A 22,061-nucleotide genomic window follows, 5' to 3' on the forward strand; every position below is an offset into this window, starting at 1 on the left:
AATAAGAGTAGGATATTGAGGTAAATGAAAAAGCATTAGAATACCGTATTCCAATGCTTTTTTTATTGTTAAAATACTTTTATTTAAATTTCTATTATTTATTATTTCTTTCTTTTCGCAAGCGAAATTCTCTTCCATGACCTTGAATTTCTTCAACAGTCATAGCATCTGTGCATTTAATATATTTTTTAATTCCGTTTTTCTCTATATGCAAAATTCGACTTTCAATGTTTTCTAAGACTGTCCACATGTGGTCATGTTCGATTTCTTTATAGAACCTTTCAAAAAGGTCATCAACTTCAGAACAAGCTGCGGTTAATTTCCAAGCGACATCCTCATCTCTTAAAATAACGTTTACACCTTTTTCAATTTCTTTTGTTACTTCTTCGCATTTTTTTAGATAAATAGAGTTTGAAGAATTTGATGTTTTGAGATAGTAGTGGTACCTGTCATTTCCTAAATCAATTAAATTTACGGATTCTATCTTTGCTTCGATGAATTGAATTAAGTTTCCATTTTGATAAAACATAGCTCCTACGCCTGTATATATCTTACACACATCTGCATAGATATAGCCGCCATCACATTCTCCATGTGTAAAATCAGTAATTTCCCAATACGTCTGCTTCATAAATACAGCTCCTCTTATTCAGTATGTATTATGTATAAACAAATTATAACATATCATATACACTGTATATACATAATATGAACATAGTACATAAACATAAAAATATCTGTTAAATAAACAAAAAAGCCCTGTATAATAAGGGCTTAAATGATGTATTAGTCTATTTCTTCTTCAAAAAATTTCTCATTCATCTCTTCCTGAAATGATTCGTCAAATTTTGAAATATACGGGATGGCAGCAACCAGTTCCTTTTGTTTGTCATCCAAATATTCTTTTAACCATTCTATTTGTCCTTCATACCATTCAGGGAACTCGTCATCTTCTACAGGAATTTCAATATGCTGATGATTCTGTATTCTTCTTTCTCGTTTAACACGAAGAACTTCTTTTATCTCTACTATCATTAAAGAGTCAGCATACGTTAATGTTTTTGCGCTCAAATCTAATTGATAGATATATCCAACATCTTCGTTCATTACATATTGTTTGTTTTGATATTTGAAAAAGATATACTCACCTGCTGTTAGATAATCAACAATTACTAAAAAATCTTTAATTTGATTATGATACGGATTATTTTTGTAACGAAGTCCTTGTTTCTTTAAGGACCGTTTGAGTATACCAACTTCATCAGAAGTTAGCCTTCCTCCATGACGCATTTTTTTCTTCATCTGTTTTGTGATTTTGCTTGGTTTTTTCGTCTTAGCCATATCACACCATCCTTTTTGTTCATTATATCATGGTGCGAAATACCTTGATAAAACAAACAAATAAATGAAAAAGTCCCTGCAAATGAAAAAATCTGGTAAAATCTAAAAAACTATTTAAGGAGAGATAAATTATGTCATTTCAAGATGTTTGGGAATATGCTGAGGAATACGCGCCTTCCGGAAAGATGGTATTATCGTTAATTCGAGAAGGAAACGAACACAAAATTTGGAGATTATACAAATATTACAGCAGATGTGGAGACTGGGAAGTAGTTGATGACATGAAAAGGGTTATTGATAAGTTAGATAGACCTGAATTGTTAAAGGAACGAAGTCCAAAATATGATTCTTCTGATATTAATGCTGAATTTGATGAGCCAGTTAAGGTAGATTCATACGATAACGATAAAGAAATATTCTTGAAATTAGAACAAGGTCGTTACACAATCACTCTTACTGCCGCTGTGGATGAGGATGAGGATGATGACGAAGAAAAAGATGAGGATGACCTAGAAGAGCAAGAAAAAGAGAATGAAGAAGATATCCTATTCGATTTCGTTGTATTCGATGCATATGATAATAGAATTGACGTCGGACTAAGATGTAAAAATAAATCTTATATAGAAGTTGAAGAATATGATGATGGAATTTGTAAAATCGTCGTTTGTCCAAAAAGCAACCAAGATGTAGAGATTGTAATTAACGAATGATAAAAATACAGTAAAAACCATGTAAGACCGTACAAATTTGCGGTCTTTTTTAGTTTCCAAGAAAAACTATGAATTAATTATGGATTTCTTGAAAAGTCTTTTTTGACAAAATAAAAATGAGAGGGAAATCCCTCTCTCCTTATTATGCCCATCGAGAACACTCGCATCCTTTGCCTGCTGAAGTTACGCTACCGCACTGTTCACAGACCGCATATGAATTTACTCTACCATTAACGTTTGAACGATGGCTTGATGTATGAATAGAATTTGCTAAAACAGGTTGATAACTCTTCGTTAATGCTTGTTGAGCGCCTCCGACTGTTCCATATACCGTACTAACAATTAATTCAGAATAATTCGGAATAACTCGTAATTCAAAATCACCTGTTCCTGTACGATTTAGAAATACACATTTAAGAATTTTACCTGAAACGATTGCAAATACTTCTTGTCCTGGTCTAACAAATCTTGTTCCCATCATAATAAGTATTCCGCCTTTTCATTAAGATATATATATCATACTATGTATGCGCTTTATTTCCAATTATTACAGCCCAATTACTAATGATGATTTTTTATATGATTGATTATCTGTTCGTATTGTTTCATACGGCATAATCTATTTCACTTTCATTCCTGTAGAAATACTTTCCGTCATCTGTCAAAATTGTATACGACCAGCCTCTTTCCCATTCGCGGTCTAATACTATTCCAACAAGATTAGTTTCTTTGCATTTTACCCTATCATCTATTTTAAACAATGAAATTATCCCCTTTGCGGTATTAGTCAACTACGTATTGATTTCAAATACACACCATGTTTATTTAGAAAGTCGAACTAAAAAACAGTGCATTCGACTTTCTAATGTTGTTCCATTAACATCTTTAATTTATTAGACTCATACTCTTCCGTTCCAGATATATCATATACCGATTCTAATATAGAGTCCTCTTCAATAAATCCTACAACAGGTAATCCTTTATAACGTTTAAATCCCCATTTCCTTAGATTAGAACGTCGAACTAAGTGCAAATGGTCTTCTGTTCCAATTTCTTTTATATCGAGTTTTTTATGTTGTTTAAAAAATGCAGTTCTGTCATAAAGAGGTATACAGGAATTTGTTTGCACATCTTCATCCTTATGGACAAATATGCTTGGTTCTTCGCTTTTTTTAACGGGCATACCTATCGAACCACATTTTCCTATACTCAGAAATCTACGTCCGCTCTCAGCAACTTCTTTATAATATCCATTAGCCGAGAACAGTTTACCATTTGCTAGCGCTTCAGCTTTTGTTAACCAATCCTTACTCATTCTTCCTCGTAATTTTCGATTCATTTCATTCTCCTTTCTGGTGAAAGTTATCTATTTTGTTTCACCCTTTATTGGAAAAAATAAAGCAACCAATGAATGTATCTTGGTTGCTCTGTTATTATTTTGAATTTAGAATCTCTAATGTTTTTTTCTCTCCACTTTCTCTTCCTTGTAATACGTAAGCCATATTACCATCAGTTCCATTCTTAAGAACTAATTCTTCAATGTTAGGTCCTCTTTTAGGCTCTTCTTCAATACTTTCATACCACCATAAACCAGTAACACCAGGCACTTCAAAACCTTTAGATTCTAAAGTTTCTCTCATTCCTTGCATTACTCCAAAAAGAAGAAATGATTCTTTTTCATCTGGTCCATGTAGCAAACGTACTTGGTCTGCATGTTTAAAAGTGTCCGTTAATTCATTGATTTGTTTTTCTGTTAATTTCATGGTTGTTCTCCTTAAAATAGCATTAAGCGCTATATGTTATTAAAAACATATCAAAAAATAAATTCTTTTTCAAATGAAATATTAAAAATAGTTAAGATGATTGAATCCAATCTTGTTTATTTTCGCAAAAGGCGCCACAGTCAGCACATTTGTAGCTACTTTTATATACTATATTATAATCATGATTAATCCGTCGTTGTTTTTCGAATGTAAGGTTCGTGCTTCGGCAATAGGCACAAGTTACAATGACTCCGCCCTTTTGGTGGTTAATATACAACAAAACCAGCTGAATTTTTTTTAGAAACGTTAACGGTTTGCTCAAAGGAAGCTCTCCCTTGCATGTATTTTATAAAGAAATAGTCCAATGATAGAATCCTTATGAAAACTAAAACTGAATCTGTTTTTTCGTGATGAATGAAGTAAATGCATTTGGATGTTCTTCAGCAAATTCTTTAATTGATAATAAAATTTCCTCATGGTAATTAGGATTTTCACTGAATTCTTCATCATCTTTATGGCGTTTTGCCCAAAGGTAGCAATCTACTAATTCCCCTAGCTGCTGTTCCGGTGTTAATGGTTCAATCCATTTCGCAGTTAATGATGCAAAATTACCTGTTCCATTTTCTTTTTCTAACTCTTCGCGATAATTGTCGATATAAGATTTAATTTCTCTGCCATTTTCAGCTTTGATTTTGAATCCTTTAAACGTGTAAAAAGAGTGAATCTCTTCTGGCGCATCAAGAGCATCGATAATGAATCCAGAAAATGTTCCGTTTTCCACTAGAGCTAATTCAAACTTATTAAAAATAGGATTCAATACAATACAAAAATTCTCCGGGTATTCGTAGTACAAAGTCTTAAGCGGCAGCTTATCACCTACCTGAAAAGTAGAAAGAGACCCTCCACTATGCCAAGTACGAATGATTTGAACTCCTTCTCCTGAAAATATTGGGTTATAAAAGCAATTAATTTCTGCTTCATAACGTTCATCTACTAAATAGTCACATGCTTTCATTTTAAAAGCCCCCCCCTTAAAATATCTAAAATCAATATATCAATTTTGAATTTAAAAAAAATAAAAATCCCAAAAAAATTCGGGATTTTATAAACTTAATAATTCTTGTTTCTTATATTCTTCTAGAGATATGAAGTGTTCGTTTATTTTAGTGCCATCATTCGGCTTCAAGTAATATATTTTACCTTCTGAATCAGGAGAATCTTCTTCACAACTAACGTTTCTAGATAACGCTTCTACATTCGTTGCTCCATATGTTTTCACCTTATTATATGCTTCTTTTCGTTCTAAAAACTCTGTTGTATCTGTTACGAAATCTTTTAAAATATAACCAACAACAGGTGTTCCTTGTTTTCCATTTTTTGTTTCCATTGTTGTTGTAACTGCCTTTAATAGTGTATATCTCATAGTTGTTCCCGTATTATCAATGGTAGGATGAGATTTCTTAATTTTTTCTCCTATAACTTCCTTGTAATTTTTCATAATGTACGCATCTAGAGCTAACCATATCAACCTAGAAAATCCTGTTGCGTATAATTCTCGATTTAATGCCAATATACTTTTTTCTAAATCCATAGAAAAATTGACGTTTTTAGCATTTTCAACAATATCTTTACACATGCGAACTTTGTATATAATCGTATTACTAATGGAACTTATATAATAATATTCATCATTTTTAGAAACGAACATTTCAATGTAGTCTTCTACATATTGTTCAAAAATATCTTTGTGAACTAGGAATTCCTTATGATAATTTCCTCGCGCATTTAAAAACTCTAACTTTAATGTAATATTCATAGTTTCAGACACTAGAATTCCTCCTTTTCCATTTCCCCTATATTCTAACAAAACCAATAATAAAAAATCTGGCTTTTGATAAGAAATATTTTTCAAAAATGATTCTTTAGATAAAAATAGATTAAAAAATAATAGATAAGGCATGTTTCCAAATTTTTTCTCTATTTCCCTCCTAATTCACACTAGAAAACATGTTAAAATATAATTAAATTTCACTACACCTACTATTGTGTGATATACATAGGCAAAAAAGCATTCCAGGAGGAAATTATGCAAGGAAAATTTACTATTAAAATACCCAAAGTGAAACTACCACAATTTAAAATGCCATCAGGAAAAATAGGTGCTCTTCTTACTGCCTTGCTTGTATTTGCAAAGATAGCTAAGCTGCCTACCGTCTTAAGTATGGGAGTCATGTTATGGTTCTACATGGAGAAGTATGGTTGGAAGTTAGGAGCCTTATTGGTATTCTTTCTAGCAATTCATGAATACGGACATCTGTATGCAGCAAGAAAATTAGGGTTAAGAACAACAAATGCAATTTTTATTCCGTTTGTTGGGGCTCTTATCGCAATGAAAGATTTGCCTAAATCAGCAAAAGATGAAGCTTATGTTGGATATATGGGTCCTGTTTTTGGAACGATAGGAGTATTACTAACGGCGGTCCCTATGTATTTCATTACACATGATACATTTTGGGCAGCGGCTATTTTAATGGGATTTATGCTAAATTTATTTAACCTAATACCTATTAGTCCCCTAGATGGTGGTCGAGTTATGGCTGCTATAAGTGTAAAAGTATGGATTGTTGGATTTATAATGATTGTAGCAGCTGCAATTTGGTTAAAGACATTCGTTTTATTTCTCATAATGCTCATGTCAGGTATAGAGATTTACTTTGTTTACAAAAAAAAGAAACTGGTAAGTAAAGAAGAAGAATCTGTCCTAGAACTAGAAGAGAGTGTTCAAGATGGCTTAAAGAGTGTTCAAGAACGACAAAGTAAACTTGAGAACATCCTTTATGATTTAAAGGAAAAGTTAGATGGTGAACGTCTTATTCAAATTGAAGAACAAATTGAACAAAATAAAGAAAGAATTCAGTCTGATTATGAATATTGGAATGATAAAATGAAAAGAGCAAATCAACTAAAACAAAGAGTGCAAGAGAAAAAAGCCTACTACCAGACGAGTAATAAAGATAAAGCTGTGGTAATTGCTATTTATATGACGTTGGTAGTCGTTTTAGCTTCGGGTGTAGTATTGTGCGCAAGCGTGCTTTAAAAATTATACAGTGTAATTAAAAACAAAAGAGAGGGTCCCCTCTCTTTTTTTGTTGCTTTATTTTGTATAACTATTGTAATTGTATATATGAAACGGAAAGACGACTCCCTCCCCTGCTCCAAAGTTTCTGTTTAAATACTCCCTAATTCTTTTTTTATGGTAAAATTTCAAAAAACAAAAAAGGAGCAACAATATGAAAATCACAGACTTGAAGACTTTATTTGAAGAAAAGGCGAATGAAAAAAGAAAAGAACTTGATAAAAAAGGTGACGCGAAAGAAGTTACTATCAAAGGCTCGTATACGATTCAATATGGATATACAGAAATCATCGCTAAAAAAGTTTCAGATACTGGACCGAATCGATTTAATCAATTAACCATTTCTGTAAGAGGTGGAGGACATTTTTCATATAATTGGCAAACCATTGAAAAAGATGAAATCGAATACTACCAAAAACAAATTTTAATTATGATGGACTATTGGAAAGAATATGCGAAATTAACAAAAGCAAAAGATGTTCTTTTCATGGCTGAATCTGGACAATTGGATTATAGAATGATAGAAGTCTTTCAACCGATTTTTTCAAAAGATATGAATCCAGAATATGCTCAATTACAAACATGTTTATTTGCTAGGTATAAGCAAAACTTTTTAGGAGGAATTATTTTTGAAGAGTATGCAAATTATATAGATAAGTTTTTAGAAGCTAAAGGTATATTTGAACATATCCAGAACGAGTATCCTTTGATTACAATAGACAAAAATCGTGATGGCACCTGGGATATTTATAATCGTTTATACTTCGACTACTGCGGAGAAAGATTGGCATTAACATCTATTTCTGATTTTACAAAATGTACAATACAATTTATTGACAGTAAACAATTTAAAGATGAATTATTTGAATTAGAATTTAATAAACAATCATTAAGCCAGTTCTTTGCTGATGTAAAAGAAAAAATGATGTTGCTAAATCTCATGAAACCGCCAATGGTAAATTTCACAGAACTAATTCGATTCAGTTTCCGCGAATTCGAAGAAACAACAATTGAATCTTTGTTTAATAGATTGATGGAGAAGTTAGATTCTTGGGAAGAAGTAGAATTAGAAGCAAAAGAAATTCTGGATAATTATCCAGAAGAATACGATGCACTTATATTAGATATAAAAGGTACTAATCATAATGTGGAATTTGAAACTTTATTAGATACAACAGATACAAAACAAGATGTAGAGTTAAAGATTCATAAATTCAAAACTAAAAAATATTATTATCATTTCATTTCTAAATGGAATGCTGGAGTTCGAAAAAAAGAGCTTGAGATTATCCCTTCATCAGAAGAATGTCCTGATAAGGTGAAGGAATTATTAGTAACTTATTTGTTACCTCAATTTAAGTAAAAAATATAAACATGAAATCCCTTTCTATAAGGGGTTTTTTGTCTAAATATTGTGGTTTTTTCTCATAGGAATAGACAGAGCATTCGCTCCGCCTATTTCAATCAACCTCTACCACCTGCTCCAATCACTTTACCTGATTTTTCATCTACCAATTTGATAATATCCCCTAATAGAGCATTCTTTGAATTGAATGTAACCATTGTCACTTCTTTTCCTTCAAAAGACTTATCTTTGAGGAGAAATCCGCCGTCCGCTTTCACTTTGCTTACCTTTGCTTCTTTCCAAGTACCCGTTACTTCTTCTTTCTCGGAATCAACCAATGAGCTCCACGCAATTTCCCGCACATCCTTCGTAGTCTGTACCGTTTCTGTTTTCGGTGTTTCATTTGTTTTTGTTGTACCGCAACCGCCTAAGATGAATGAAATGCAAGCAAATGCAGATACAATAATGCCTGTGTGTTTTTTCAAAATGCAACCCTCCTTTCTTTGTCTAACTTTCTCCGAATTCCACTTACTTACATATATTCCTTTTATATGACATTTGCAAAACTACCTTATATTCCTAAAGAAACTACTGTATCGAAGTTCGTTCACAGGGAACTTGGTTTTATCATTTTTCCAACACATATTTATTTCCTCTGTTATAATTTTGAAAATTTACACCTTGTCATTCGGTATAAATTATACTTTCCTAATATTTTAAAAGGAGGAATGCTTATGAAAAAAATGATGTGTGTTATCTTTTCAATTGTAATGATGTTTACAACAATGTTTACTCAAATTTCTTATGCAGCTACGGAAAAACAATTCATTATTATTAATAAAAAAACTAATAAACTAGCTTTTTACCAAAATGATGAATTGGTAAAAATTTATTCTGTAGCAACAGGAAAAAAACCAAATCTTACACCAGAAGGTCGTTTCAAAATTGTAAATAAAATCAAAAATAGACCATTCTATAAAGAAAACATACCTGGAGGAAGTCCTAGAAATCCGCTTGGGGATAGATGGATGGGCATTAATGCACGAGGAACATGGGGAACAACATACGGAATTCATGGAAACAACAATGAAAGTTCAATAGGAAAACATGTTTCTTCTGGTTGTATTCGTATGCATAACAAAGAAATACGTTCCTTGTTTAATGTACTTAAAACCAATACGCCCGTTGTAATCACTACAAGCAATCAATCGTTTGATGAAATTGCAGAGAAAAATGGATATGCTTTAAATTCAAAGGTTAAAAAATTCAATAAGGTTATTACTACACTAAATACATCCAAACTATATACAAGTCCTAGTTTCAAAAAATACACAGGAACTACCTTAGATGCACAATCCGTACAAGCTTATGAAAAAGCAGGAAATTTCATCAAAGTACAAACATGGATGGGACCAAAATGGGCATATGTGACAGAATATATAGAAGGTAAAGAAGTACGTGTAGACAAAAATATTACTACCTTTGAAGCAACAAATGTAAGAAAGAAGCCTGTATCCAATTCTACTGTAATAAAAACATTGCCTCCTCAAACGATTTTTGCGTATAAAAAGGTTGGCTCTTGGTATAAAGTAAAAACTTCAGATGGACCTTACTACATTTCTTCTAATAAAGTAGTAGAGGGCATTAAATCAAAATTCGAGAAAGAAATTGTATTAAAAAATAAAAAACCTGTTTACGAAAACATATTTGATAAAAAGCCGATTACAACATTATCCCCTCAATCAGTTGAGGCGTTCGAAAAAATAGGCAATTATTATCATATCTATACTTCGGCAGGAACTGCCTGGGTTCAAAATTAAATTATATTTGGCATTATCACTACTAATCATTAGAAACGAATGGTTAGTCAAATTTCTGCGTTGCATATTCTGAATTACGGGTATGCAACGTTTTTATTTTGTATAGAAACCAAATACCTAATGTATCAACAGGTTTCCGAAGCCGAATTAGGATAAACAGAAAAGAACGAGAATACTAGCGATACATTAAACAGATTTTTTTGTATGTAAGGAGCACTTAATATGACAAAATTGGCGAAAAAGATTATTTCCACTTTACCTCAAAATAAAATTTCTAAAGCTGCGGGTATTTTAGCAAATTCTTCTCTTAGTAAACATTTTATTCAACCATTTGCGAATCACTTTAAAATAGATACAAGTTTGGCTGAAAAACCAGTATCTCAATACAAGAGTTTAAATGATTTTTTTACTAGACGACTAAAAGAAGGCGCTAGACCTATTAATAACGAGTTAGATTCTATTGTTAGCCCTGTTGATGGCGTAATTGCACAAATGGGACGAATTAAGAATGGTACTCTAATTCAAGCAAAGGGAATTCATTATTCTTTACAGCAGCTTATTGCTAATGGGAATCATAGTGTATTTGAAGACGGGCATTTCATGACAGTGTATTTAAGTCCTAGTGATTATCATAGGATACATATGCCTTTTACAGCCACAATCACTGAATATAAATATGTTCCTGGAAGGTTGTTCCCGGTTAACGATATTGGAGTGAATTATGTTGAAGGGTTATTTACCAAAAATGAAAGATTAACTACGTTTTTTAATATAAATGGGAATCATGCTGCACTTGTAAAAGTAGGAGCTTTTATTGTTGGAAGCATTCAAATTACATATGAAGATAGCATTCATAACCAACATCGAGGACAATCTATGCAGTCAATATTAAAAGAAGAGCCCACTTACCAAAAAGGTGAAGAGTTAGGTTGGTTTGAATTTGGTTCAACCATTATATTGATTTTAGATAAAAATGCTGGTAAATTTTTAACTTCCCTACAACCAGGAGATAAACTAATGATGGGACAAAAAATTGGGTTATTGGGTTAATATCTACAAAAAACACTTTTCGAAAAGAAAGGTGTTTTTATTTAGATTTTACTTCAGATGAAGTGTACAAATTCTAAATGACGAAGGTTATGATTGGTATATTAAACATCCAACATGATAATATAAAAATAGGAATTTTGAATTTACTTCCCTCTTTGCATGAAGAGAAAACGTATAAGAAATAGGTGTTGATTCGATGCGTAAAAAAGAAGCCATATTCAAACTGAAGCAAGAAATTAAGAAAGCTCAAAAGAGACAAAAACCTAATGCAGTTAAAGATAGCGGTCACATTAGAGGTTTAAAGAACGCTATTAAGATAATTAAAGGGCTATCTTAGGAGGAAATCAATATGAACATAGTTGCAATCGTCATCCTAATTATATTTGTTGCTTCAATCCCTCTTCACGCAAATTCATTTGAAGATGATTAAACAAAAGGGTTACATAAAACAAACGAAATATAATAACTATGAAGACAAAAACACTTTTCGTGAAAGAAAGGTGTTTTTTTATTTGGATTTGGATATCGCTTCCTCTCTCTCCTCTTTTGTATTCATACGATAGCTTTAATAAGTGCGAACAAAAATGTCTTCAAAGAATAATACTGATTTATTTAGAGGGGAATGCACAAGCGAAAAAAACAATTAAACAGATGCAACATAATATTAGAAAATGAGGTGTTTGTTTGATTCAATCTGAAAGCATTCCAGAAAAAGAAAGATATATTTTAGATAAAGTAAAAAGCTTATCTTCAGCAACGAAGCTATTGTTTATGGATATTATTAAAGATACTTCAAAAGATGGTGTATGTGTATATAACGGGGATTTTAATGAAAACATATGCGAGCTAACAGAGAAAGAAATTATTGTGAAAAATCCACTTTATAAAGGCGAGGGAATAAGTTTCTTTGTTTTATCTCAAGCACCTTACTTATTGAGAAAAATGGTACGCTATTCTGAGTTAAAGAAAGATAAGACTATTATCTAAATTCCCAAAAGACTATTTGAACCATATTTTAGCTCTCTTGATATAGATTGTTAATTTTTAATAGAAAAACAAAAAAACTGTACCATTAATGTACAGTTTTTTGTTAGTGAATTTATTTATGCTTATAATGTACATATAAGGAACGTTTGCCTTTGTAATACAATTTTGTTCCATTTTCATTAATTTTAGTTTTACAATCTTTAAATCCCAATTCTTCAAGTAAATAAGGTAATTCGTTTAATGATTTACCTTCTGCCAAAACTTTATCTTCTTCGTTTAAGTTTAGGCTTACTTCTTTTATTAGAATCATGAAATCATCCTTCTCATGTTTAATAATATAAATCTATTTAGTTTTGTAATTTTTATGTTGAAAATTCAACTAGTTTGAAAAACTCATAGGTTTCTTAATTAAAAAATATCCCCAATCATACGAATGATAACACGGAACGCGATAAACAATAGTCGAAAACATCCTACTATTAATTCTGGAACGAATAGTAAAATATCAGTAATAATATCGAATATAAGCCAACCGATATGAGAGTCTTTTCTTTTCTCTTTTCTCTTTTCGATTCTTTTCTTTCTCCAACTTTTGTTCTTCATGTTTAACATCCTTTCACGTTGCTAATACACTCATTATAAAGTAAAAATAAGAAAAAAAGAACTTGAATACCTAATTAATTAGAGGTCGTTCATATAAAACCACATCTTTTAAATGATATAAGAAATTTGTATTATTTCATGAGAAATTTTCACTCTGAATCTCTTAGATTTTGTTCTATTATTTTCTGAATATCTGCTGATAACGTAACCGCATCTTTGCAATTTGATACATCTATAGGTTCAGAAAAAATAATCTCTACATCTGCTGGTTTAACCTTTCCGTTGTTCATCTCCATTAACATGTAGGAATTTTTAATTGTGACAGGAACAATTTTAACACCTGATTTAAGCGCCAGTTTTAAACCTCCCGCCTTAAACTCGTTCATTTTCGGACCTTTACTTCTAGTTCCTTCTGGGAAAAGAACTAAATTTTCTCCGCTCTTTAACAATTCAACACCCTCATTGATGCTCTTTATAGCATTACGGGGGTTATTCCTATCTAAAAAGATACACCCTTTTGCTTTCATAACCCTACCTAGCAACGGAATTTTTTCCATTTCTTTTTTAGCAATGAATGTCGGTTTTCTAGGAATACATGCATACACAAGCGGAATGTCCATGTTACTTTGATGGTTCCCCACGAATAAATATGTTTCTTCATGAGATATATTTTCCAAACCTTTTATTGTTGTACGAGCACCAACAATTTTTATGATTTTTTTGATGCCCTTCTCTGCAACGGTTTCTATCAAACGAAAAGATTCTTTTTGTTTCCCTTCTGCGTGTAGCTTTTCAGCTTGGCGAATTTTCCTTAAATTCAAAGCAATATAACCAAATAAGTATGAATACAAACGAGTTGTTCTCATTTTATTCCTCCTTCAGATTTTTCTATGGTTTTACAAAAAACAAATAAAAACCTATACATAAATTTAACTTAAAAAGCTACATAATTAATCACCAATTCAGAAAAAAGAATGTATAATAAGCCTATATTAATAGGAATTAAAAAAACGGAGGATTTCATATGAAAGAGTTAACAAAAGAGATAATGAGTTTTTTAGAATTGGATTGGGAAAGTATCCAAAACTACTTTCTTACTTTGTTTTTCACAACATTAAGCGCTTATTTGGTTATTATTGCAATACGGTTTCTTCTTCATCAATTCTTTAAGCGTACAAGTTTAATTGATGAAAAAAAAGAAGAGACTATTGAAAGTGTATTCAGAAACACCTCATCCTACATTTTGCTTATCGTTTTTGTAATAACGGCAATTAAACCTTTCGCGGGTAGTCTAAAAGAATTCGTAGTAGCCGGTGGAATCATAGCCGCAATTATTGGATTTGGTGCTCAAAAATTAATTAATGACCTGATTAGTGGTATGTTTATGATATTTGAAAAAACCATTAGAGTTGGAGATTTTATTAATGTGAACGGAGAACGAGAAGGTGGTACCGTTGAAGAATTAGGATTCAGAATTGTTAAGATTCGACTTGTAAACGGTAAACTAGTAACAATTCAAAACGGAGAAATTCGTAAAATGGTAAATGGTTCTGTTGAAAAAAGACGCATATTTGAAAGTGTCATTGTTTCATTTAATGAAAATCCGAACAGAGTAAAAGAACTACTACAAGAGGTTTGTGATGAATTAAATGAAGTGCAAGCAGCATTATTGAAGACAGATAAAATATCAGGAGAATATATAGAGCAATACAATGTATATGGATTATCTTCGTTAGATATAAGTCCTAATGGTTATAAATTCTCTATTACAGCTACAGTAAATGATACAGACTATTTAACGGCTGCTCAAGAAGCAAAATATATGCTCGCTCAAAAAATGTTTGATAATAAGATTTTGATGCCAGCACAACAAATTGTTTTACAGCAATCAAACCAATATACAGAAGTATCTCATTCAAGATAATAGATAAGAGAAAGACCCTTGTTCTAAGAACAAGGGTCTAGTTTTTTATTAAAAATTGCGAGTTTCACTTTTATTATTTTTAGGAACGAATGGAATCTTGTTATATATTCGGATAATAACGTTTGCGATAGGTTGCAGAAATGGGCTAATTTTATAAATAAATGTACTAGCTACTAATCCTACTATAATGCCTCCTAAAACATCGAAAGGATAATGATGTCCTACATATACACGAGAAAATCCAGTCAAAATTGCAAGTAATAGCATACCGATTCCTATTTTACGATGACGGAATAAAATTGCGAACGCCAATGAAAATGCACCAGTTGTATGGTCACTTGGGAAAGAAGCATCAGCAGCGTGACTAATCAATAAATTAACATTGTGACTTACAAATGGACGAGCTTCAAAATAAATTTGACCAATTACAAAGCTGATACATAAAGCTAAAACGCTTGTAAATGCAGCGAAACATACACTTTGTTTATATTTTTCTTTTCCAAAAAACCACATTGCCAGTAAAGTTAAAGCGTAGATTATTAACGCTTTTTGTGTAACAAAAACCATAAATCCATCTAAAAATGGGTGATGACCAGCCATTTGATTTATGTCTTGAAATAATTTGTAGTTCATTAAAGTTCCTCATTTCTTAAATATGCATTTTACGGTAATTATTATCCATAAAGGAATAAATAATATGTTTTATTTTATTTTCATAAAACATATTATTTCCTTTGATTACGGGAACTTTATCTGAAAAAACATCGATTTATTTTTAGTTTGAAATTCATATAACATCCACTTTACTGCATGTTCCTAAAAGAATATTTTTTCAGATTCTGTATTAATCTCTTTTGGTATAGATTCAATAATAAGGTCTTCATCATAAAACAATTCCCATGATTCTACTAGTTCTTCTGCCCAATTAACATCAACGATTAAATTTGTAGATTCAACTTTTAAAAGAGATAAAATTTCTTCAACAGTATTTCCTTGTATATGTCCTTCTAGCGTTATGTCATGAGTAACTTGTTTTCTAAAGAACTCTTTATAATTCCATTGCATGACAGTATGATTAACCACTGAGAAAACATCTTCATATTCAGAATGAGGTGCTTCCCAGGGTCCAGCTGGAATGGAAGTATAGTTAAATGTCACTAAAACCAACACGTCTTTCAAATCTTGTGGCAATTGTTGTTGTAGTTCCCCTGCCCCATCATGACCTATTCCTTCGTTTTGATAGTAATCGTTTAAATAGTCTTGTAACCTACCATCAATCGCACGAAATTCCTTCATCCTTGCCTTTTTACCAGTATCATCAATTTCTATCAATGCATAGCCACAAACATTCTTTTGAGGATTTTCCATGATGTTATCTCCTATCTATATTTGTATACGTGAAATTATTCCACCTGTATTATACGTTTTTTGAATTTCGTTTTCTCGGATTTCAATTTTTTAAGTCTCTACCGCCTTATGTTTTGATGAATGAAATGATTAGCTACCTTTGATAGTTACTTTAATATCTTTGAATTGTTTTAAAAACGTTTCTTCTTGGCGTAACTCTGTTGATTTTATTTTTTTGACCCACACATTCCCCTTCTGATTATATCCATTAAAATAGTAGCCATTTTGCTTCAATTGGTCTTTACAAGAATAGGAATTATGTACAATCACATAATATATTGCCTCAATGTTGATGTCATTGGCTTTTCTGATATTTAGGTTTTCTGGTGATAAATGTTGAAGAATTAAATTCTTTTCTTGTTCAATATCTTGTTCTTCTATCTCCTTTGACCAACATTGTTTTTGAGCTTGAAATTTATAACCCCTACTTTTCAATATATCTTTAATAGAATAAGAGTTCATGACTTCAATTACATACATATTCCTTTTATCATCTATTTCTGGATTATACGTACTCGTCACAGGACCAAAATGTTTTTCTAACGCCCTAATATCACTTGCATTTTGCTGCGTACGAAGCTTCTGGTAGTCAACTACCCCCATTTGTACAGCTGTCTCTAATAACTCTTTAAACACTTGATAAAAACGCTTAGAATGCCCCGTGTCTCCGTATAGCGAATATTCCACATGATGGGCAACTTCATGCAAGGCAGTTCCAACGGTGTATTCTGTTGGTTGAGATAAATTAAAAATTCTTATTTTCCGCTCTCTTCGATTATAATCACCGTGTCTAGAGCGCATTTCTTTAGCATGGACTTCTACAAAAAAGCTTAAAATCTTTTCATTCGGATATGTTTTTTCTACAATTGTTTTTAATATCTTGTGAACTTCATAGGATAATGACATGTATATTCTCCCCTCTATAAAAATTGCTTCCTTTTTAATAGAAGAGAACAAAAAAATCAAGAAATTATTCAAAAAAGGATATAGTTGGGAAACGAATTTAAATTCAAACAAAAAAGCTGCCCCAAATAAATGAGCAGCTATCGATTATGTATGAATGATGTATCATGAATTGTTGTATATATGTATTAGTCTTGAATAGAATAAGAAACAGCTTGTTTTCCCATCTGTTCCCAACCTTTTTTAAACTGCTCAATAGGAGCTTTGTCGTTTTTGATTCCAGATAAAGGGTCATTAAAATATATGTATTCTTTATCATATCCTGTTATGAGTACACTATGCTCTTTCATTGTGATAGAAATGGGACCTGAAGGTGTCTCCCATGTCTTAAAATATTCAGAAGAAATTTCATCAAACATAGCATTGTTAATAACCCATACAGGTGTTCCTGCATCAATAAATAGAAAAATCTTTTCAAAATCCTGACCAGAAAAATCTACAATTCGATGGGGTAAATATTTCTCTGCTAATTCTGCAATTGGTCCATGATATACTCCGTATCCAGCTGTATCAAAAGCATACATATCTCCTACGAATCCATCATTTGGATTCCCAAAATGTGTCACGCCATTTTTAACGGTGCGCGGTGTAGGGTCCCTCTTGATTTCTTTCCCAAGTGTTTCTTTATTAACATCAACACCTGCGTATTGCAATAACATCGTTAGAGATGTGACTTCACACCCCCTAGGAAGTTCAGGAAGTTGATTGATAATAGGTGCATCTAAAATTACTTTTTCAGGTTCAGCTTTTTTATAAGAAGCTTTTACATTAGTAGGTGGATTTTTTGATAACTTTGTTTCAACTTCATATACTGTTTTCTGATTTTCTTCTGTCATCTTCCCCGATGCATGCAAAATTTCTTCTTTGCTCATATTAGTATAGCAAAACAAGCCAGCCGCTAGTGAAGTGACGGCTGCTGAAGTGAAAATAATCTTTTTCATATTTGTATTCCCCCGGAAGTTATGTTCTTGTTTTATACATTTTCTGAATTTATTTATTCCTTTAGAACTTTCTTAAGGATAATAGATGTTATTTTTTCATCAAACCTTTTAAATTTTGAATTTCAACACAATATTTTTCTCTAGCCCATGAATTATAAGATGGATGAGGAATGCCCTCTACTATGGTCCAATTAGGATTGGAAACACCTGATAACTTAAAGAATTTCTCTGCTGTTTTCCCGCATGGTACTAGGTATAATTTCTTGTCTTTTAATTCACGAAGAGATGCAGAGAATCTATCTAAAATAATTTTCTGTAAAATATTTTTAGATTCATCCTTATAAAAATCTTTGTTGTTTTTGCGAATCTGCTCAATTAGCTCTATGATTCCATCAAATTTTTCCGAATTAAATATACCATATTTTTCAATGGTTTTCGAGTGAATGTAAGCCGCTTTCTGCATAGGAATTCGGCATATATTCATAATGCCTATTTTATTTAAATGGTCCAATTCTTTCGATTCGCTAACTAATGCATCGTTATTTTGAATTAAAAAATCCTTTACAACTCTTCCTAAAGGGATTTTATTTTCTTGTCCAAAAAGCGCCTTCGTCATTGTTCCTCCTGATAATCCGGAAATGGGAGCATCATAAAACAACTCTTCTATATGAGGTGATTCTAGAATAAAAATAATCTCACTAGAATCCCCTATTAGATTAGGAACTTCATATTTTTTGTGAAGCTCTTCCATAAGGCTTTGAAAATCCTTTTGTATTTCAGTCACGTTAACAACCTCCTTTTCACATAGCTTATACCATAATATTATATCTTTTATTTTTGAAATTAAAATAGGAAATCCAGAATTTCTTTTGAAGAAAGGAATTATTTTCATCATTTTCAGTGAAAAAGGGAAACTATGGATTAAAAAAGGGGGGTGTTTTCCCCCTCCTTCAATAAAAATGGCTTATTATGATTAAAAAATTGAGTTTCCCAACAAATCCAGAATAAGAAATGCTATTATAAGAAAAAACAGAAGAATGGGTGAATTAAAATGGATGAAAGAAAATATAAATTAGTCGTTAGTGCATCTCTTGTAGAAATTATGACGTTGTACTTTGATACTACACTTGAAATAAAAATTACAGAAACATTGCTAAAAAAAGGCTACTATGACAGGCTTTTTTGCGAATATTACATCCGTAATAATGATAACGAATGGCTTCAAATTATGGATTTAGATGATGATGAATCCTACTAACAGCTAAATACTATACGTTTTCATCGTGGTTTTTACACTTTTATCAGATAAAAATATAAAAAGCCAAAAAGAGAATTCTTGGCTTTTTATATTGAATGTATTGAAAAACAGTTTTATCTTTTTATTGCTCAATCAATTATGGTTACTAGGACTTTCTCTTTTTCAACAGCCATTACTTCCTTTATATCCCTTACATCATTCACCATATTTTCGGTAGTTTTAATTTCAATAACAGGAAAAACTCCTTTGTAATACTTTTTAATCATAATAATGCCTAATCTATTTAATTCAGATTTAATTTTTTTGAAATTTTCTTCTTGATTTCGATAATCATAAGTAACGATATAGCTATTTGTAACATTGCCTTTCTCTTTGTCTGATTTCAAGTAAAAATATGATGAAATAAATACTATAATAATAATTAAGACCGTCAAAAATAATGTTTTTTTATTCATATATATTCCTCCGTTATATGTAATTTCAATAATTGTATATTAAATCCAAAAAAATAAAACAAAAAAGGTTCGGAATTCCGAACCTTTTTCTTATAACTTCAAATAGCGTTTTGTCTCCCATTCAGTAACCTGAAGAATATACTCTTTCCATTCAGCTTCTTTAATCGCCACAAAGTTAGATGCGGCATGCTCTCCTAAGGTTGATAAAACCACATCATCTTTTTTCAATTCTTCAATAGCTTCTATCAAACATACTGGTAAACTACCAATGCCTAGCTCTATTTTTTCTGAATCTGATAAATGATACAAGTTTTGTCTTTGTTCTTTTGGAGCCACTAGTTGATTTGTGACACCATCAAGACCAGATTTTAATAAAACAGCAAGTGTTAAATATGGATTCGCTGTTGGGTCTGGATTACGCACTTCAATACGCGTTCCTAAGCCACGAGAAGCCGGGATACGAATCATACAAGAGCGATTAGATGTTGACCAAGCAATATTTACAGGGGCTTCGTAGCCTGGCACTAGTCGTTTATAAGAATTAACTAATGGATTGGTAATAGCAGCGTTTGCTCTCGCATGTGAAAGAACACCAGCCATAAATTGTTGAGCTAATCCTGATAAACCAGTTTCAGTTGTTTCATCATAAAATGCATTTTTTCCATCCTTGAATAAAGAGATATGGCAGTGCATACCCGAACCACTAACAAACGCAATTGGTTTTGGCATAAAAGTAGCGTGTAAACCATGTTCAGCTGCAACTTGCTTTACTACCCACTTAAATGTTTGAATTCGGTCCGCTGTTGTTAAGGCATCATCGTATTTGAAATCTACTTCATGTTGCCCTTCCGCTACTTCATGATGAGACGCTTCAACTTCAAATCCTAATGCTTCTAATCTAAGTACGATATCGCGGCGACACGATTCACCTGAATCAATTGGCGCTAAATCAAAGTATTCTGCATTATCATTTACTTCAAGTGTGGCTTTCCCATCTTTGTCAGTTTTAAATAAGAAAAATTCTGGTTCTGGACCAACGTTTACTGAATACCCTTTTTCGGATGCTTCTTTTAATGCACGTTTTAAGATACCACGAGGGTCTCCCTCAAACGGTGTTTTATCTGGATTATAGATATCACAAATTAGACGAGCTACTTTATATCCTTTTTCTTCAAGAACTAACCAAGTATTTAAATCTGGATATAAATACATATCCGATTTTTCAATTTTAGCAAATCCAGAAATAGAAGAACCATCGAACATCATTTCATTATCTAATGCTTTATTTAATTGGCTAATTGGTAGCTCAATATCTTTTAAATTCCCTAATAGGTCTGTTAGTTGTAAGCGAAGAAATTGAATACCTTCTTCTTGCGCATTTGCTAAAATACTTTCTTTTGTGTGTGACATTATGAATTCCTCCAAAATATATATAAATGTTAAAAACTGTTCATTCTCAATTTGTATTTATAATATTATTCTGGTTTTATATAACTCCTTTTGTTTTGTAAGAAAATCTAACATACTATTTTAAATAGCTAACATGAAGGACTATTAAGTAAAAAAAATAATAAATAACTAGAAAAAATAAAAAAACACATTAAAATATCATTGTTTCTGATAAAAAAACGTCATTTGGGCGAAATTTCCGTTGAAACAATTGAGAAAAAGTATTAATGTTAATAGAGAATTAAATTACTAGGGAGGAAAATACAAATTGAAAAAAACCATTTATGGCTTGCTTGTTATGTTTCTATCATTATTTTTATTCATGACTGGAAATGTGGCTGAAGCAGCAGAACTTAAAACAATCACTTATACTGTACAAACAGGAGATACACTTTATTCTGTATCTCAAAAATTCCAAGTTATAAAACAGGAGATTACAGATGTAAATCCTGAATTACAAACAAACTCTACTTTGTACGCAGGTCAAATTATTAAAATTCCAGACCTAGCTTACGAGAAAAGTTTAGAAAAAGAAGTTGTTCGCCTTACAAATATTGAAAGAGCAAAAGTAGGACTTTCTGCATTGACATATGACTGGGAACTTTCTGGTGTAGCAAGATATAAGTCTAAGGATATGAGAGATTTAAGCTACATTTCACATTATAGTCCTACATACGGAGACCCTTTTATTATGATGAAAGATTTCGGTATATCTTTCACTAAAGCAGGAGAAAATGTTGCTGCTAAACAAGATACTCCAGAAAAAGTAGTTTCAAATTTCATGGGCAGTGAATCACACCGCGATAACATATTGAATCCTGGCTTCACACGTATTGGCGTAGGATACGCTCAAGGCGGATTATTAACACATTGGTGGACTCAACTGTTTATCACACCTTAATAATTTAT

29 protein-coding genes are annotated in these 22,061 nt (G+C 31.7%); 10 read left to right on the forward strand and 19 right to left on the reverse strand.

The window, feature by feature from the left end:
• Positions 1-94 precede the first annotated feature (94 nt).
• Together PDL00_RS06450 and PDL00_RS06455 are read right to left on the reverse strand one after the other, a co-directional pair.
• The gene (locus tag PDL00_RS06450) at positions 95-631 is read right to left on the reverse strand and encodes a hypothetical protein (protein WP_270727692.1); all 537 of its coding nucleotides are present in this window, start codon (positions 629-631) and stop codon (positions 95-97) included.
• Positions 632-786: 155 nt separating this feature from the next.
• A complete protein-coding gene (locus tag PDL00_RS06455; RefSeq protein ID WP_270727695.1) occupies positions 787-1,341 on the reverse strand; it encodes a hypothetical protein in 555 nt (184 codons plus the stop codon).
• Positions 1,342-1,472: 131 nt separating this feature from the next.
• On the opposite strand from PDL00_RS06455, the gene PDL00_RS06460 reads away from it, so the two are divergent.
• Positions 1,473-2,051: a hypothetical protein gene (locus PDL00_RS06460; RefSeq protein ID WP_270727698.1), complete on the forward strand. Its 579-nt coding sequence runs from the start codon at positions 1,473-1,475 to the stop codon at positions 2,049-2,051.
• 142 nt (positions 2,052-2,193) lie between these two features.
• Here the strand turns inward: PDL00_RS06460 and PDL00_RS06465 are convergent, their stop codons facing one another.
• From PDL00_RS06465 to PDL00_RS06490, 6 genes are all read right to left on the reverse strand, one after another.
• The gene (locus PDL00_RS06465) at positions 2,194-2,532 is read right to left on the reverse strand and encodes a hypothetical protein (protein ID WP_270727701.1); all 339 of its coding nucleotides are present in this window, start codon (positions 2,530-2,532) and stop codon (positions 2,194-2,196) included.
• 381 nt (positions 2,533-2,913) lie between these two features.
• Positions 2,914-3,390 (reverse strand): hypothetical protein, encoded by a 477-nt coding sequence (locus PDL00_RS06470; RefSeq protein ID WP_270727702.1) that lies wholly within the window; start codon positions 3,388-3,390, stop codon positions 2,914-2,916.
• 94 nt (positions 3,391-3,484) lie between these two features.
• Positions 3,485-3,814 carry a hypothetical protein gene (locus PDL00_RS06475; RefSeq protein WP_098517750.1) on the reverse strand — a complete coding sequence of 110 codons (330 nt, stop codon included), beginning with the start codon at positions 3,812-3,814 and terminating at the stop codon, positions 3,485-3,487.
• 91 nt (positions 3,815-3,905) lie between these two features.
• A complete protein-coding gene (locus PDL00_RS06480) occupies positions 3,906-4,136 on the reverse strand; it encodes a hypothetical protein (protein WP_098517751.1) in 231 nt (76 codons plus the stop codon).
• Positions 4,137-4,199: 63 nt separating this feature from the next.
• Complete coding sequence (locus PDL00_RS06485; protein WP_270727706.1) at positions 4,200-4,829, reverse strand: hypothetical protein; 630 nt, start codon at positions 4,827-4,829, stop codon at positions 4,200-4,202.
• Positions 4,830-4,916: 87 nt separating this feature from the next.
• Positions 4,917-5,642 carry a hypothetical protein gene (locus PDL00_RS06490; protein WP_270727709.1) on the reverse strand — a complete coding sequence of 242 codons (726 nt, stop codon included), beginning with the start codon at positions 5,640-5,642 and terminating at the stop codon, positions 4,917-4,919.
• 258 nt (positions 5,643-5,900) lie between these two features.
• Between PDL00_RS06490 and PDL00_RS06495 the strand changes: the two genes are divergently transcribed.
• Together PDL00_RS06495 and PDL00_RS06500 are read left to right on the forward strand one after the other, a co-directional pair.
• Entirely contained in the window at positions 5,901-6,911 is a 1,011-nt protein-coding gene (locus PDL00_RS06495) for a site-2 protease family protein (RefSeq protein WP_270727712.1), read from the forward strand.
• 193 nt (positions 6,912-7,104) lie between these two features.
• Complete coding sequence (locus tag PDL00_RS06500) at positions 7,105-8,313, forward strand: hypothetical protein (RefSeq protein WP_270727714.1); 1,209 nt, start codon at positions 7,105-7,107, stop codon at positions 8,311-8,313.
• A 101-nt stretch (positions 8,314-8,414) separates the two neighbouring features.
• Here the strand turns inward: PDL00_RS06500 and PDL00_RS06505 are convergent, their stop codons facing one another.
• Complete coding sequence (locus tag PDL00_RS06505) at positions 8,415-8,780, reverse strand: hypothetical protein (RefSeq protein ID WP_270727716.1); 366 nt, start codon at positions 8,778-8,780, stop codon at positions 8,415-8,417.
• A 249-nt stretch (positions 8,781-9,029) separates the two neighbouring features.
• Here PDL00_RS06505 and PDL00_RS06510 point away from each other — a divergent pair, with 249 nt between their 5' ends.
• The 4 genes from PDL00_RS06510 to PDL00_RS06525 all read left to right on the forward strand — a co-directional run bounded on the left by PDL00_RS06510 (position 9,030) and on the right by PDL00_RS06525 (position 12,152).
• On the forward strand, positions 9,030-10,115 hold the full coding sequence (locus PDL00_RS06510) for a L,D-transpeptidase family protein (protein ID WP_270727718.1): 1,086 nt from the start codon (positions 9,030-9,032) through the stop codon (positions 10,113-10,115).
• Positions 10,116-10,337: 222 nt separating this feature from the next.
• Entirely contained in the window at positions 10,338-11,165 is an 828-nt protein-coding gene (asd, locus tag PDL00_RS06515) for an archaetidylserine decarboxylase (protein ID WP_270727722.1), read from the forward strand.
• Positions 11,166-11,361: 196 nt separating this feature from the next.
• On the forward strand, positions 11,362-11,502 hold the full coding sequence (locus PDL00_RS06520) for a hypothetical protein (RefSeq protein ID WP_270727724.1): 141 nt from the start codon (positions 11,362-11,364) through the stop codon (positions 11,500-11,502).
• A gap of 347 nt (positions 11,503-11,849) precedes the next feature.
• A complete protein-coding gene (locus PDL00_RS06525) occupies positions 11,850-12,152 on the forward strand; it encodes a hypothetical protein (RefSeq protein WP_270727727.1) in 303 nt (100 codons plus the stop codon).
• A gap of 112 nt (positions 12,153-12,264) precedes the next feature.
• Here the strand turns inward: PDL00_RS06525 and PDL00_RS06530 are convergent, their stop codons facing one another.
• The 3 genes from PDL00_RS06530 to PDL00_RS06540 form a co-directional block, all read right to left on the reverse strand.
• Positions 12,265-12,462, reverse strand: a complete 198-nt coding sequence (locus PDL00_RS06530; RefSeq protein WP_270727729.1) for a hypothetical protein — start codon at positions 12,460-12,462, stop codon at positions 12,265-12,267.
• A 98-nt stretch (positions 12,463-12,560) separates the two neighbouring features.
• Positions 12,561-12,755 carry a hypothetical protein gene (locus PDL00_RS06535; RefSeq protein WP_263044584.1) on the reverse strand — a complete coding sequence of 65 codons (195 nt, stop codon included), beginning with the start codon at positions 12,753-12,755 and terminating at the stop codon, positions 12,561-12,563.
• Positions 12,756-12,904: 149 nt separating this feature from the next.
• Positions 12,905-13,621: a lysophospholipid acyltransferase family protein gene (locus PDL00_RS06540; RefSeq protein ID WP_270727735.1), complete on the reverse strand. Its 717-nt coding sequence runs from the start codon at positions 13,619-13,621 to the stop codon at positions 12,905-12,907.
• Positions 13,622-13,779: 158 nt separating this feature from the next.
• On the opposite strand from PDL00_RS06540, the gene PDL00_RS06545 reads away from it, so the two are divergent.
• Positions 13,780-14,679 carry a mechanosensitive ion channel family protein gene (locus PDL00_RS06545; protein ID WP_270727739.1) on the forward strand — a complete coding sequence of 300 codons (900 nt, stop codon included), beginning with the start codon at positions 13,780-13,782 and terminating at the stop codon, positions 14,677-14,679.
• Positions 14,680-14,727: 48 nt separating this feature from the next.
• Here PDL00_RS06545 and PDL00_RS06550 read toward each other — a convergent pair whose 3' ends face one another.
• The 5 genes from PDL00_RS06550 to PDL00_RS06570 all read right to left on the reverse strand — a co-directional run bounded on the left by PDL00_RS06550 (position 14,728) and on the right by PDL00_RS06570 (position 18,774).
• The gene (locus PDL00_RS06550) at positions 14,728-15,312 is read right to left on the reverse strand and encodes an undecaprenyl-diphosphatase (protein WP_270727743.1); all 585 of its coding nucleotides are present in this window, start codon (positions 15,310-15,312) and stop codon (positions 14,728-14,730) included.
• A 183-nt stretch (positions 15,313-15,495) separates the two neighbouring features.
• A complete protein-coding gene (locus PDL00_RS06555; RefSeq protein ID WP_270727747.1) occupies positions 15,496-16,047 on the reverse strand; it encodes a hypothetical protein in 552 nt (183 codons plus the stop codon).
• 129 nt (positions 16,048-16,176) lie between these two features.
• Positions 16,177-16,992, reverse strand: coding sequence for a hypothetical protein (locus tag PDL00_RS06560; protein WP_270727749.1), 816 nt, complete (start codon positions 16,990-16,992; stop codon positions 16,177-16,179).
• A 185-nt stretch (positions 16,993-17,177) separates the two neighbouring features.
• On the reverse strand, positions 17,178-17,990 hold the full coding sequence (locus tag PDL00_RS06565) for a C39 family peptidase (RefSeq protein WP_270727752.1): 813 nt from the start codon (positions 17,988-17,990) through the stop codon (positions 17,178-17,180).
• Positions 17,991-18,078: 88 nt separating this feature from the next.
• Positions 18,079-18,774, reverse strand: coding sequence for a hypothetical protein (locus tag PDL00_RS06570; protein ID WP_270727755.1), 696 nt, complete (start codon positions 18,772-18,774; stop codon positions 18,079-18,081).
• A 267-nt stretch (positions 18,775-19,041) separates the two neighbouring features.
• Here PDL00_RS06570 and PDL00_RS06575 point away from each other — a divergent pair, with 267 nt between their 5' ends.
• Entirely contained in the window at positions 19,042-19,248 is a 207-nt protein-coding gene (locus PDL00_RS06575; protein WP_270727758.1) for a hypothetical protein, read from the forward strand.
• A gap of 128 nt (positions 19,249-19,376) precedes the next feature.
• On the opposite strand, the gene PDL00_RS06580 is transcribed toward PDL00_RS06575, so the two are convergent.
• Together PDL00_RS06580 and glnA are read right to left on the reverse strand one after the other, a co-directional pair.
• Positions 19,377-19,703, reverse strand: coding sequence for a hypothetical protein (locus PDL00_RS06580; protein ID WP_270727760.1), 327 nt, complete (start codon positions 19,701-19,703; stop codon positions 19,377-19,379).
• A 90-nt stretch (positions 19,704-19,793) separates the two neighbouring features.
• Positions 19,794-21,113 carry a type I glutamate--ammonia ligase gene (glnA, locus tag PDL00_RS06585; protein WP_270727763.1) on the reverse strand — a complete coding sequence of 440 codons (1,320 nt, stop codon included), beginning with the start codon at positions 21,111-21,113 and terminating at the stop codon, positions 19,794-19,796.
• A 307-nt stretch (positions 21,114-21,420) separates the two neighbouring features.
• Between glnA and PDL00_RS06590 the strand changes: the two genes are divergently transcribed.
• Positions 21,421-22,053 carry a CAP domain-containing protein gene (locus PDL00_RS06590; protein WP_270727766.1) on the forward strand — a complete coding sequence of 211 codons (633 nt, stop codon included), beginning with the start codon at positions 21,421-21,423 and terminating at the stop codon, positions 22,051-22,053.
• Positions 22,054-22,061: the final 8 nt, after the last annotated feature.

The sequence above is a fragment of the Bacillus cereus group sp. TH152-1LC genome, assembly GCF_027710505.1.
GTDB classification, from domain to species: domain Bacteria; phylum Bacillota; class Bacilli; order Bacillales; family Bacillaceae_G; genus Bacillus_A; species Bacillus_A mobilis.